This window comes from Sphingobacterium sp. SGR-19, from assembly GCF_011043555.1.
In the GTDB taxonomy this organism is placed as follows: domain Bacteria; phylum Bacteroidota; class Bacteroidia; order Sphingobacteriales; family Sphingobacteriaceae; genus Sphingobacterium.
The window spans coordinates 41085-54958 of the sequence record NZ_JAAKGS010000010.1 but is presented as its reverse complement, the minus strand read 5'-3'; the positions used below and the strand labels follow the sequence as shown (position 1 = coordinate 54958).

Here is a 13874-nt window from a genome sequence, read left to right as displayed (position 1 = left end):
ATCGTATGAAAATAAGGAATATACCACTTTTGCTCTACTTGATAACTTTTGTATGGATGTCCTCCAGTTTTGCGCAGCAGCCTGGCGTAAGAAGTTGGATTTCTAAAGCCGACGGTTCGGCACTACTGGAAGTGCAGCCTATTCAGCTCTTCGGGAAAAACGATGGAAGACATTTTCCGATTGTAGTAGACGGACGACAGACGTTTCAGGAGATTGATGGCTTCGGCTTTGCATTGACGGGTGGAAGCGCAGAGTTGCTTCATAAAATGCATCCATCTTCGCGTTCTGCTTTATTGAAAGAGTTATTTGACAAAGGAACGAATGATGTTTCGATCAGTTACCTACGCTTAAGTATCGGCGCTTCGGACCTCAATCGATTTGTGTATTCCTATAACGATTTAAGAGATGGCGAGACGGATATAGATCTGAAAAAATTTAGCTTAGGACATGATTACGATGATATCATTCCCGTACTAAAGGAAATTTTAGCCATTAATCCGACATTAAAAATAATGGCTTCTCCCTGGTCGGCACCGACATGGATGAAAACCAACGGAAAGGTGCAAGGAGGTTCGCTAAAATCAGAATACTATGCGGTATATGCAAAATATCTATTGCGTTATGTGCAAGAAATGGAAAACGAAGGGATTGTGATCGACGCGATTACAGTACAAAATGAGCCGTTGAATTCAAGAAATACGCCTAGTATGCCTATTACGGTGCCAGAGATGCGTATATTTTTGCGCGATCACCTTGGGCCTCTTTTTGACAAAAACGCACCGGAAACAAAAATTGTACTTTTTGATCATAACTGCGACCGGCCGGATTATCCCTTAGCCTTATTAAATGATATGGAGCTGGACGGATATGTGGATGGTTCAGGGTTTCATCATTACGGTGGCGATATAAGTACCATGTCCCTTGTTCATCAGGCACGACCGGATAAGAATATTTATTTTACAGAGCAGATGGTCATTCAGAACAGTGATGTGCCGATCATGAATATGGCCTATCAAGTAGAACGTTTGGTGATAGGAACCATGCGCAATTGGAGTAAGAACCTTATTTTATGGAATCTTGCTGCAGATCCCAATAATGACCCACATACCGATAATGGGGGCTGTTCTATCTGTCAAGGTGCCCTTACACTGGATGGCGACGTAGTCTCCAAAAATGTAGCCTTCCATGTTATAGCGCAAGCTTCCAAATTTGTGCCTCCGGGTTCCGTGCGCATACAGTCGAATGGTCCATTTGATGCGGTCGTCAATTTAACGACAGATGAGGAAAATGCTGAAATTACAAGGGCGACTTCCATCGCACAGGGTAACGTATTGCCGAATGTGGCATTTAAGACACCTGAGGGGAAGATTGTACTCATTGTTGCGAATAATTCTTTTACTGACCGGAGTGTAAAGATTCAATACCAGGGTCGGTTTGTTAACCTTCCTTTAGCTGCCGGAGCTATTGCAACCTATGTATGGCCTATTTAATACGTACGATATGATGTCTATAAAAATAATACTAACTGGTTTTCTGTTGATGTTCTCCCTGTTCGCTGCCAACGCGCAAGCTATCGGCGGAAGCAATTTCAGCACGGACGGATGGTGGAGACCGAATACAACCACGTTTTCTCCGCAGGTGGATAAGAATGGAATTGTAACGTTTCGTCTTAAAGCTCCTCATGCTAAGGTCGTTTTGGTCGAACTAGGCGATTGGGATATTCAGGAATGGAGAATGACGAAGGATGAGACCGGAGTTTGGTCTGTCGCCGTAGACTCTCTGTATCCCGGTATATATCAATATAGTTTTAAAGTGGATGGACTCAAGGTGTTGGATATAGAAAACCCTCGGGTCAAGCATGGTACCTCTCTATACGGAAATATTCTCGAGGTAAGAGGAGAATCCCCTCTTTTCGATCAGGCACAGGATGTATCACATGGCGAGGTACGTATACTGCGCTATCGTGCAACAACACTACAAAGGAGTAAAACGGTATATGTGTATGTGCCACCCGGATACGAAGAAGACGGGCAAGCGTTTCCTGTTTTGTACCTACGGCACGGCGGTGGAGACGATGAAGGGAGTTGGACACGCGACGGACGTGTGCCAGATGTGCTGGACAATCTCCTTGCGCAGCATAAAGCGAAACCGATGTTGGTGGTCATGACCAACGGGCATACAGACGGGTCGTGGGCAGGAGGTAGTTCAAAAGAAGGAATGGAGATCTTGGAAGATGAACTGCTCCATGATGTGATCCCGCTGGTGGAGGAACGGTTTCATGTAATGAAGTCCAAAGAAGGAAGGGCTATTGCCGGCTTGTCGATGGGCGGCGGACAGGCTTTCGTTATCGGACTGCGAAATATGGATAAGTTTAACTACATCGGTCAGTTCAGCTCGGGGCTGCTAAGTGACGAAAAATTAAAACTTACAGATTACATACCAGATTGGGAGCGTAAAAAAAGAGAAATAAATGAGAAGGTTAAGATCTTGTGGACAAGTTGCGGAACCAAAGATCCACGCTACCAAGGTCATCTGATCTTTTTGAAAACCTTGGCCAAACAGGGGATAACCTACCAAAGTGACGAAGCGCCGGCCGGACACGAATGGGTATTTTGGCGAGAACAATTCGCAAAATTTACCACGCACCTATTTTAAAACGAGAAAAGAAAAATCACATAGACTATATAAATACATTGGGAATAGAAATGAGTAGCAAATTTGAAAACCGGTTGGCCGCCGTAAAGGAAGCTTATGAGCAGTTATTAAATAAAAAGAATGAAGCCGTTTTGCCTGGCAATGGTATCTACGAGCGGTATATCAATCCGGTGGTGACGGCAGATCATACCCCCTTACACTGGCGCTTTGATCTCGACGAAACAACTAATCCGTACTTGATGGAGCGTTTCGGCATTAATGGCACGTTCAATGCCGGTGCCATCAAGTGGCAGGGAAAGTATATTTTGGTGGTGAGGGTAGAAGGTAATGATAGAAAATCGTTCTTTGCCGTTGCAGAAAGCCCAAATGGGATTGACGGTTTTAGATTTTGGGACTATCCCATTGTTATTCCTGAAACAGAGAATCCAGATACGAACGTATACGATATGCGTCTTACCCAACATGAGGATGGTTGGATTTACGGTGTTTTTTGTACCGAACGCAAAGACCCTAACGCTGCACCGGGCGATTTATCGTCCGCCGTCGCCGCTGCCGGAATCGTACGTACAAAAGATTTAAAAATATGGGAACGCTTGCCCAACCTGCAATCTAAAAGCCAGCAGCGTAATGTGGTCTTGCATCCGGAATTTGTAGGCGGGAAATATGCACTCTATACTCGTCCGCAAGATGGTTTCATCGATGCGGGAAGTGGAGGGGGAATCGGCTGGACAGTAGTGGATAGTATGGAAAAAGCTGTGGTATTGGAGGAAAAAATTGTCAATCCACGTGCCTATCATACCATTAAAGAACTAAAAAATGGTCAGGGCCCTGCGCCGATAAAGACGGAAAAAGGCTGGTTACATCTGGCGCATGGTGTCCGTGCTTGCGCGGCAGGACTTCGTTATGTCCTGTATTTGTTTTTGACCGACCTTCACCAGCCTGACAAATTGATTGCTGAACCGGCTGGACATTTGATGGCTCCGCAAGGGGAGGAGCGTGTAGGAGATGTCTCGAACGTACTGTTTACAAATGGGTGGATAGCCGACGAGGATGGTACAGTCTACATTTATTATGCATCAAGCGATACACGAATGCACGTAGCCGTATCCTCCATTGACAGGCTCCTGGACTATTGCTTAAACACCGCGGAGGACGGGCTTCGTTCTGCTACTTCGGTCGGTACATTGTCCCGTATTATTACAAAAAATTTAAATCGTTAATTTAGACGTCAGATAAACCCATCATGGAATTGAAATCAGATAACGTCACCCTTCGGGAAAAAGTCGGTTATGGTTTAGGAGATGCCGCATCTTCTATGTTCTGGAAGCTATTTGGCATGTACTTAATGTTTTTCTATACCGATATCTTCGGCATGGAGGCAAAAGCAGTAGGTACCATGTTTCTGATCACGCGGGTCTGGGATTCTTTATTTGATCCGATTGTCGGTGCTTTCGCCGACCGCACACGGACAAAATGGGGCAAATTCAGACCGTATATTTTATACGTTGCGATTCCTTTTGGCGTGATCGGGGCGTTCACGTTTTTGACGCCTGCACTGGACGGGGTAGGGAAAATAGTATATGCGTATGTTACCTATTCGTTAATGATGATGGTATACTCGGCGATTAACGTCCCTTATGCTTCATTATTGGGCGTCATGAGCCCATCCCCAAAGGTTCGCAATGTACTGGCGACATTCAGGATGACTTTTGCGTATATTGGAAGTTTTGTGACGTTATTATTGTTCAATCCGTTGGTAAACTATTTTAGCAGAAACAGTCAAAACATGACCGATCAGCAGCACGGATGGTTTATGGCCGCCACAGTCATTGCTGTTTTTTCGGTCTTGCTATTTTTGTTGTGTTTCTATTGGACAAAAGAGCGGGTAGTACCGATAGCCTCGACGAGTTCAACGCTTAAACAGGATATTCGTGACCTATTACACAACAGACCTTGGTGGATTCTGTTGGGAGCGGGAGTGGCTGCGTTGGTATTCAATTCCATAAGGGACGGGGCGACACTTTATTACTTTAAATATTATGTAGGAGAAGATCAATTTGGTAATGTAGTATTCTTTCATATACCTTTCGTATTGAGCGGGCTGTATCTTGCGTTAGGACAGTCCGCTAATATCCTGGGGGTTATTGCGGCAGCGCCGTTAAGTAATAAGATCGGAAAAAAAAATACCTATATGGGAGCGATGTTAATTGCTACAGCAGCGAGCATCTCTTTTTATTGGTTAGAACGTGATCAGCTGTTGATGATTTTCGTACTTCAGGTTTTGATAAGCATTTGTGCCGGGGCGATTTTTCCATTATTGTGGTCCATGTATGCCGACTGTGCAGACTATTCGGAATTGCGGACGGGAAACCGCGCTACCGGTTTGATCTTTAGTTCGTCGTCGATGAGCCAAAAATTAGGCTGGGCTTTTGGTACCGCTGTGACAGGATGGCTGTTGGGGTACTACGGTTTTCAGGCTAATCAGGCACAAAGTGCAGAGACGTTGTCGGGCATACGCATGTTCCTTAGCTTTTTTCCCGCAATCGGTACCGTCTTATCCGTTTTGTTTATCAGTTTCTATCCATTGAGTGAAAAGAAGATGCTCGATATCACAACAGAATTGGAAAAAAGAAGGACCTCAAATTAATACGAAATAACATACAGTGATGAACGGATTTAGAAAGGAACTAGAGCATAATATCCTACGTTTTTGGGAAGAAAAGATGGTGGACGAGGAGCATGGTGGTTTTTACGGGAGGATTGATGGAAAAAACCGACTGTTGCCTGGCGCGAATAAGGGTGCAGTAATGAATACAAGGGTGCTTTGGACCTTCTCGGCAGCTTATCGCGTGTTAAATGAAAAGCGATACCGCGACATGGCCAAACGTGCCTTCCAGTATATCAAAAATCATTTTGTGGATCCGCTATATGGTGGCATATTTTGGGAAGTGGATCACTTGGGAAAGCCGGTAAATACAAAAAAACAAACTTACGCACAGGGTTTTGCCCTCTATGCTTTTTCAGAATACTATAGAGCGACAGGCGAACAGGAAGCATTGGATTTCGCGATCTCCCTGTTTCATACCATAGAGACCTGTAAGGACGAAAAATTGGGCGGATATTGGGAAGCTTTCACGGAAGATTGGCAACCTATAGCCGATATGCGGTTAAGTGAAAAGGACGAGAATGAGGCAAAGACCATGAATACCCATTTGCATGTTCTGGAAGCGTATACTAGCTTAATTCGCGTGTGGCGGGACGAAGGTATACTGGCAGCCCAGCAAGATTTAGTACGTGTATTTTTGGACCACGTCTTTAATCCCGAAACAGGCCACCTCAAGTTGTTCTTTGATGTGGAATGGAATACCAAAGGCACCGTGGTTTCATATGGGCACGATATTGAAGCTGCTTGGCTATTATGGGAAGCGGTAACGGTACTGGGTGATGTGAAACTCCAAGACGAGGTTCGCCTGGTCGTCCGAAAAATAGCGGAAGCAGCTGCTGAAGGGATACTACGGGACGGAAGCATGGCGTATGAATTAAAAAACGGCCACTTGGACCAAGAGAGACACTGGTGGGTACAGGCCGAAGCGGTAGTGGGTTATCAATATATGGCGAAGATATTTAACGACGATGCTTTCAAACGGAAAGCGGAGGCACTGTGGAGCTATATTCAACAGTATATCGTGGATAAGGAAAATGGGGAATGGTATTGGAGCCGTTTGGAAAACGGATTGGTTAGCGACGGAGAAGACAAGGCCGGCTTTTGGAAGTGTCCATATCATAATGGTAGGATGTGTTTGGAAATGATCGAGTTTTAAATCGCATATTGCTATAGATTTACAAGTAGAAGTTATCCATAAATTCGAATAGAAACAAAAAGGCAGGCATCTGTAACGTGCCTGCCTATCTACCTTCACATAGATGGATTTTTGTCTCGGATCTATTATAGCGAAGAGCTATTTTTATTTTTTAGCGGTTATATCGAATTCCAAGTCAACCTCCTGTGAAATCATCCAGTCTTTAGGATCACCGTCTGTTCCGTAAGTAAGACCCCAGTCCTGTCTATTGATGCTGAATTTTGATTGTACGTTCACGCTGTTTTCTTGGATGGATACCTTAGCCGGGAAAGATACATTTACCGTTTTTTCCTTAATGGTTAGATTACCGCTAATAATGTTTGTCGCATCCGCTAGTACACTTTTGTCCTTTGCAGGATCAAAAGGCCTTACAGATGTGATGTCTAACTTTGCTGTAGGATATTTTTCAACTTCGAAAAAATCCTCGTTTTTCAAATGTCCATCTAAATCTGCAGCTGTCTTTCCGCCTGTTTTCGCAACATCCACAGCATTTTCATCCGTACGCAAAGAATTCATATCGATCGTAAATTTACCACTCGCAATTGTATCATTTTCCAGCGTCAGGCTTCCTTCGCTATCCAATGTTCCAAATCGTGGATCGAAACCACCTTTGTGGTATGCTTTCCATTTTATGGAGCTGTTCGCAGGATCAAGATGAAATACCGTACCTCTCTCCGTCGCAACCTCTTGAGCTGTTGATGTCTGTACTTTGTCTGCGTTGGAATTACCTCCACAAGCCGCTAATGCTAACGCGGCAACGATTGTTAAAGCTGATAATTTTTTCATTTTTTATTTAACTGTTATGTTTAAATAGCGCTGCAAAGGTAATATAAGGTCGGTTTAAAAAATGCATTAGTTACCAATTGGAAACTAGTTTCCAATTGGTAACTAATCTTCATTTGTTTATTTTTGAAAAAAAACTCCAGTATGATAAAGAGGAAAGCGGTTAAGAAATCGTTAGAATGTAAGGTTAGAATAACGGCGATAACAGACACGATGCAAGTCTTATCTGGTAAATGGAAAATCCATATCCTTGGCACGCTTTTGCAAGGTGGAAGAATGCGGTTTATGGATCTTCTACGAGAGATCGATGGCATTGCAGCCAAAATGCTTTCTAAAGAACTGCAAGATTTAGAAATGAACCAGCTTATAACGAGGACAGTCGTCGATACAAAACCGATAACCGTTGAATACGAAGTCACGGAATATGGAAAAACGATGGAACCGATCATCGACGAGATCGCAAATTGGGGTGTTTTCTATAGGAATAGGTTGCATGGCAAGGCCGAGTAAAGATCCATCGATTTGTTCACCCATAAAATTCCTCTTTAGAAATTTCATAAACAAAATTTAACCGCGGTGCCTCACCGAAATACGTTACTTCCTGTTCTGCAATTTTCTGCGCACCAATGCGGCTAATGGCAATTTGTGAACGGATATTTTCTGTACCTATATAAAACTTAACTTTGGAGACAAACTGAAAAATGTAATCCAACATCATGGTTTTTACCGATTGGTTGATTCCCTTGCCCCAATAATCTATAGCATAAAATGTGTAGCCAATAAACAGGCTGTCTTGTTGTTTGTCGTAATCATAAAACCGCGTGCTTCCAATGATGTTTCCTGTAGCTTTGTCTACAATTTTAAACGCCCCTTTACTTTGGATTGCTCCGTCAAAGAACATGCTGAATACATCCTTCCTCCAGCGGTTCTTATTGGGATGTTGTTCCCATATTTTGGGGTCGGAAGCGGTGGTATACAACGCTTCAAAATCGCCTTCCTGTAAAGGATAAAGGACAATTTTTTCGTTTTCTAATGTCGGTTGAATATCGAATTCCATAGTTCTATTATGTTCCAGCCTGGTGCGAAAAAGAAGCCCGTCTTCAGCTCAGATAATGGCGTCGACCAGATACTCCTTAGCCCGTTAGCCTTATAAAAATAAAAAATGAATAGATGAAAAGCAATATCGTTGTCCCTTTTCATTTAACAACCACTTAATCCGTTATGTTACAATCGCCTTTTCTTCTTTCTAGCGTCATTTCTTCAACTCAAACTGGTCGTAGAGTGTACCATCTGCAGTATAGGCCTTATACTGCAATGTATTTCCTTTGATATCGATAACCTGATACAATTGCATGTGTTCCGCAGATTTCGCTATCCATTCTTTTTGTGGATCGACCTGATACATCTTTGGTCCAGCTACGGATACGATGTAAACCGGTTTCTTTTCTTTATTTGATGGCACCGCACTTCGGGCATAGGTATGATCATGTCCTTGCAATAGCAGATGAACGCCGTATCTCTCAAAGAGAGGTCTAAACAAATCGGCGAACTGATAGTTATCCCGCGACTTGGCCGTTGAATAAACGGGATGGTGACACATGACCACTGTCCATTTCGCGGTGCTGCTCTTCAATATTTGCTCTAGCCATTGCGCCTGTGCATTACGGTAGGTACTGTCCAACATGATCATCTGTGTGTTGAGTGCGATGATGCGAAGAGGTCCATAGTCTACATAGTAGTTGGATTCTTCCAATCCTGCGACACCGTTTTCAGGTAACCTGAACTGCTGCTGCCAGTGCGGATCGAGTGTGAGCACTTTTTGTTCATCACGAAAGTACTCGTGGTTACCCGGTACCATTAACTGCGGATAGCTGCTGTTTATGCCTGTACCGGCATAAAACCATTCGCCCCATTCGTTGTCCGAATTGCTGCGGTTGATTAGATCCCCCGCATGCAATATAAAGTCGGCCTTAGGACAAGTCTGTATAGCTTTGCGATATACACGTGTCCAGCGTGAACGCAGATCATTCTGCGCGTCGCCCAAATAGATAAAAGATACGTTATCGGTTTGCCGAGCTGTTCGGAATTGAAACCATTCGCTCCACGCGCCGTCTTTGCCTACGCGGTAGTTGTAGATACGGTCGGGTTGTAATCGCTCAAATTGTACACTATGATACATCGAGCGGTTATTCTCACGATCGGTGAATAGCTTGCTTTCAGCTTGATATATCTGAACGACACTGTCGGCGAATTCAGGACTATTGTTCTCTAAACGTAACTGGGCGATCTGTCCGCTTCCTTGGATGACATTCGTACGCCAATTGACCGCTTGGTTATGCGCAGCGTCGTTGGTCAGATTGAGGATGACGCGATCTGGCTGGTTCTCCGCAACATAGCTCTGACTCTGGGCTACCGAAATTAAAGTTAGGCCTAACGCAAGTGTGGTGATCAGTTTTTTCATATATGTATATTTGTTGTAGCTATTTAAATTTGTTGAGAAAACAAAGCAAAGGGTGTCCGAAGACCCCCTTTTTAAATACTTTTAAATTATTATTTAATCGTGTATTTGACACCGATATTACCCCAGCGTGCATAGTATTTATAATCGTTTGGACGTCCGTCTCCGAAGTCAAATCGTACCTGTGAATTCGTGATATTGCTCAAACCGACGAATACGGTGAAATTCTTGTTGATCTTTTGTGAAGCAGAAAAGTCAAGTTGTGTACGGCCTTTTTCCATTAAGTCATTGGCTTCCTCCTCTGCCAGTTCACTGATGAAAGTCTCATAAAAATTGAGTGCGAGACGCCCAGAGAAACCATATTTCTCGTACGAAAGAGCAAAGTTACCTACACTTGGGCGCATCTCGGGTAGCGCTACTCTACGTACGGATTCCACCCCTGGAACCTCAAACGATGATTTAACATAAGTGTAGTTGGCAAATACACCGAATCCATTCGCAAAACCCGGCAGGAACGTGAACTGCTGTTGCCAGGCGATTTCTAAACCGTATACATCTGCTGCAGCTCCATTGACAGTCTGCGTAATTGCATAACCATCATAGGTTCCACCGGATTGGGTATAAATGGATTCGTAGATATAATCGTTGATTTTTTTGTAGAACACACCGCCAGACAGTAGGCCAATAGGGTTTAAGTAATGCTCGAACAATAAGTCGACGTTGGTCGATGTACTCTGATCAAGCTGTGGATTTCCTTTCTTCATCCTTTTGCGACGTACCTCAATCTCTTCCCAAGGAACAAGGTCATAGTAGGAAGGACGTGATAATGTGCGTGTAAGTGCACCCCGGATATTGGTCTGCTCCGTCAGTTTGTACTTTAGATTCAAGCTCGGGAAGAATCCAGCGAAGGCAGCCTCGGTATCTACCGGCTGCGTAGATTGGTAATTGCCCTGATCATCGAAGGAGACAATATTGCCCGTATACTGAAATCCTGTGCGCTCATAACGCATACCCAATACAGTCTCTAGTTTTCCTGTAGTTAGTTTGCCCATAAAATAACCAGCAGATAGATTTTCACTTCCTTCGTAAGAATCTGGATCGGTATTTTGGCGGATGTAGTTATCGTTGGGTTGAAAGAGATCCATGTTACGCTGATAATATTGCTCCATGAGGTATCCATTGGCGATGGCCCCAGAAAGGTTGTATTTGCCTCCAAAATACGAAGTACGGTTATAGTCCGATGTGAAATCATCCATAGTCAATGAGCCGGTTTTTAACCGGTACTGGAAATAGTTACGTGTGTGCGCGTCCTCTTTGTAACGGAAACGTGCACCTGCTTTAAGATCTAACGTGTGTCCACCCTCTAACGAAAGCGAGCGTTTAATATTGCCGGACAACTGTATATCCCGGTCGTGTGCAAACTGGTGACGGCGGTTGTAGCTGTTCGCCGTGTATTTTGCGGGATCGTTGTGGTCTGTCCCGGCGAATAAAAACTGAGGTGCACTAGGATCGGTATTGTCGATCGCTGCACTAAGGCCCCCTTGCTGGAAGTATCCGTCGTAGTAGAGCGGTTGGTCATAGCGTCCTTTGGCGTACGTTGCATCGGCATCCACCTCATAGTTGCTGAAGGCTGTCTTGCCGCCTAGCGAGAACGTGATGATATCCCTGTTGTAATCGCGAGGTGTTCCCGAAGAGCCGATACTGATATCGGCAGCTTGACCGATATTGCTGTATTCACCGATATTGTAGGATTTGGTTCCTCTGGTCTGTAGTTCGAAATATTTATTGTATGAGCTACGTGCGTAAAGCTTGGTCGCATTGGTTGGGTAATAGTTCAGCTCGAACTGTAAGCCTGTGTTTTTACGCTCCAGATCGCTGCCCTCCAACTCGAGGTTAGACATCAATAGATGCTCGCTACCGTCGATCTCGTAAGTGTCATAGTCTACCTGTACGCGATCCTCGCCGCGATAGGTCTGGCTGTAATTGACATCGGCAAGAAACCCCCATTTTTCGTAACGTTTGCCTAAAACGGCGCCTAAATTGTAATTTGCTTTAGACAGCAACTGATTGTAGCCTCCACCGACGTTTACCCGGAAGAGTTCCTCGCCTGCTTTTGGTGTTTTAGAAACGATGTTTACCGAGCCAGCTGTTGCATCAGCATCCATATCCGGCGTAAAAGTCTTGTTGACTTCAATGGCTTCGACTGTTGACGAAAGGATACCGTTAAGATCGATCTCGCGGCTATTGGTCTGTGTGGACGGTAGCCGAGTACCGTTTAAGGTCACCGATCCCATATTTTGGCTGAGACCGCGCATCACAACATTGCGCGGTAATCCGTAGCTATAATCCATCGCTATACCGGGTACGCGTTGTAGTGCCTCGGCTACGGTTGCATCCGGAAAGCGTTCGATCTGCTCCTGTGATAGTACATAACGTACATTGTCGGCATTTTTCATGTTGCTCAATGCTAATGCTTCGCCGCGACGAATTCCATTGATGGTGATACCCTCTAGATTATTGTCTTTCGGTTCCAGCAGAATATTGATTGGGATTCCTCCGTTAGGATAAGTGAGTTCTACAATCTGGTTTTGGTAACCGATGTAAGAGACGAGTATCTCGATTGTCCCTGGTTTCAGCCCTTGTAGGATAAAGTAGCCATTGGCATCCGTCATGGTCTTACGGTTATCTGAAAGCTTGACAAGTGTGGAATGCGGCAATACGCGGCCTGATGTAGCATCTTTGACATACCCGGCAATGATATTATTTTGTGCCGAATTTTCAGCGACAGGCTTGGGTGCGGGTACCACTACAATGTTGTTTTGAACGATACGGTAGCTAAGCCCGTTGTCAGCCAATAGTTGACTCAGTACATCATTTGCCGTTGTGGTGGATTGCTTGGGAGTATTGGCATTTTTACCCCGCACAAGGTTCTTGTCATAGGAAATGGGAATATGCAATTGTTTTTCAAGCTGATCCAATCCTTTCTCCAGATCTCCCTTACTTCCAGCCCAGTAAATCTGTTTGTCGTGTAGCATTTTAGATGTCTGTCCCACGGCAGGAACAAGTGGCAGGATACTGACATTGAAGACCGTAGCAGCAAATAATAAATTGCGAACCGTCTTAACCTTTTTTTTCATACTTTTGATTTTAAATTAAATGTAAATTGGATTTGGAGTGTCGGCGACTTTGGCGAGAGACTGACACTCTTTTTATTTTATGATAATTGTTTGCCCGTTGATGACGGTACGTCGTGCGCTGATCGTACCGATCAGTGCTGCAATATCCGTTATCGGTGTCTGCGGTTTCAACGTAATCTTGTATCGTACCTGTGTTGCTTTACCGCTGAGATGTATCAGGGAAATACCGTAGTAATCCGCGAGACATCGGCGTAAGGTCGCAAAATCCACGCCGTCCAGGGTCAAAGCACCAGTCTGCATATTGAGATTCACATCGCTCAATTTATTGATTTCCCATTTTTTAATAGCTTCGTGGTACACGATCCTTTCGTTGGGAGCAAGGAAGTGCTGCTCGTCGTCGATTCGGATACTGACCTTTCCCTCTTCGAGAAAGACACTGTGCTCTCCGCCGTCTGTCGGACTGTTAACTGAAAATCGAGTGCCTAATACCGTTGTCTCCAAGTGTTTGCTGCGCACGATGAAAGGTTTTTCTTTACTTTTTTTGACCTCAAAAAAAGCATTTCCCTCCAGCATAACGTGGCGGTCTACACGGTTGTAATCGGCACCAATCTGTAAGGTGCTGTGGGGCCGGAGTATGACTATTGTGCTATCTACCAAGCATATTCTCTTAGTACTATTCATGCTGCTGAATACTTGTACCACAGATTTTTCGTTGGTCACTTTGTTGCGCAGTGATACACTACTCCAGATACCGCCGCCAGTTAGCATCACGGCACCTATCCATATGGCTGCCGACCGCCACATACGGATACGTCGTTTACGTTTTTCAAGATGGTTGGTGTAACTGTTAAGTACGCGTTCATATAGACGTTGTTCCAATAGACGTTCGGCTTGATTATCGAGAGAGGGAGCTCCCCCTATAGTGCTTTCCGCTGCTTTTGTATCTGATGACGTATGCTTTGGTGCTTTCATGTGAAGTAT

At 44.4% G+C, this 13874-nt stretch carries 11 protein-coding genes; 6 read left to right on the top strand and 5 right to left on the bottom strand.

The window, feature by feature from the left end:
* Nucleotides 1-5: 5 nt before the first annotated feature.
* The 5 genes from G5B43_RS16675 to G5B43_RS16655 are packed head-to-tail and all read left to right on the top strand — an operon-like array spanning nt 6 to nt 6476.
* On the top strand, nt 6-1490 hold the full coding sequence (locus tag G5B43_RS16675) for a glycoside hydrolase family 30 protein (RefSeq protein WP_165295940.1): 1485 nt from the start codon (nt 6-8) through the stop codon (nt 1488-1490).
* Between the two features lie 10 nt (nt 1491-1500).
* On the top strand, nt 1501-2655 hold the full coding sequence (locus tag G5B43_RS16670; protein ID WP_165295939.1) for an esterase: 1155 nt from the start codon (nt 1501-1503) through the stop codon (nt 2653-2655).
* A gap of 50 nt (nt 2656-2705) precedes the next feature.
* Nucleotides 2706-3875, top strand: coding sequence for a glycosidase (locus G5B43_RS16665; RefSeq protein ID WP_165295938.1), 1170 nt, complete (start codon nt 2706-2708; stop codon nt 3873-3875).
* A 23-nt stretch (nt 3876-3898) separates the two neighbouring features.
* A complete protein-coding gene (locus G5B43_RS16660) occupies nt 3899-5302 on the top strand; it encodes an MFS transporter (protein WP_165295937.1) in 1404 nt (467 codons plus the stop codon).
* Between the two features lie 19 nt (nt 5303-5321).
* On the top strand, nt 5322-6476 hold the full coding sequence (locus G5B43_RS16655; RefSeq protein ID WP_165295936.1) for an AGE family epimerase/isomerase: 1155 nt from the start codon (nt 5322-5324) through the stop codon (nt 6474-6476).
* A 144-nt stretch (nt 6477-6620) separates the two neighbouring features.
* Here G5B43_RS16655 and G5B43_RS16650 read toward each other — a convergent pair whose 3' ends face one another.
* On the bottom strand, nt 6621-7301 hold the full coding sequence (locus tag G5B43_RS16650) for a YceI family protein (protein ID WP_165295935.1): 681 nt from the start codon (nt 7299-7301) through the stop codon (nt 6621-6623).
* Between the two features lie 141 nt (nt 7302-7442).
* On the opposite strand from G5B43_RS16650, the gene G5B43_RS16645 reads away from it, so the two are divergent.
* Nucleotides 7443-7808 carry a winged helix-turn-helix transcriptional regulator gene (locus tag G5B43_RS16645; RefSeq protein ID WP_165295934.1) on the top strand — a complete coding sequence of 122 codons (366 nt, stop codon included), beginning with the start codon at nt 7443-7445 and terminating at the stop codon, nt 7806-7808.
* A gap of 16 nt (nt 7809-7824) precedes the next feature.
* Here the strand turns inward: G5B43_RS16645 and G5B43_RS16640 are convergent, their stop codons facing one another.
* From G5B43_RS16640 to G5B43_RS16625, 4 genes are all read right to left on the bottom strand, one after another.
* Complete coding sequence (locus G5B43_RS16640) at nt 7825-8355, bottom strand: GNAT family N-acetyltransferase (RefSeq protein WP_165295933.1); 531 nt, start codon at nt 8353-8355, stop codon at nt 7825-7827.
* Between the two features lie 195 nt (nt 8356-8550).
* Entirely contained in the window at nt 8551-9759 is a 1209-nt protein-coding gene (locus G5B43_RS16635; protein ID WP_165295932.1) for a purple acid phosphatase family protein, read from the bottom strand.
* A gap of 89 nt (nt 9760-9848) precedes the next feature.
* Nucleotides 9849-12893 carry a TonB-dependent receptor gene (locus G5B43_RS16630; protein ID WP_165295931.1) on the bottom strand — a complete coding sequence of 1015 codons (3045 nt, stop codon included), beginning with the start codon at nt 12891-12893 and terminating at the stop codon, nt 9849-9851.
* Between the two features lie 72 nt (nt 12894-12965).
* Nucleotides 12966-13865, bottom strand: a complete 900-nt coding sequence (locus G5B43_RS16625; protein ID WP_165295930.1) for a FecR family protein — start codon at nt 13863-13865, stop codon at nt 12966-12968.
* Nucleotides 13866-13874 lie beyond the last annotated feature (9 nt).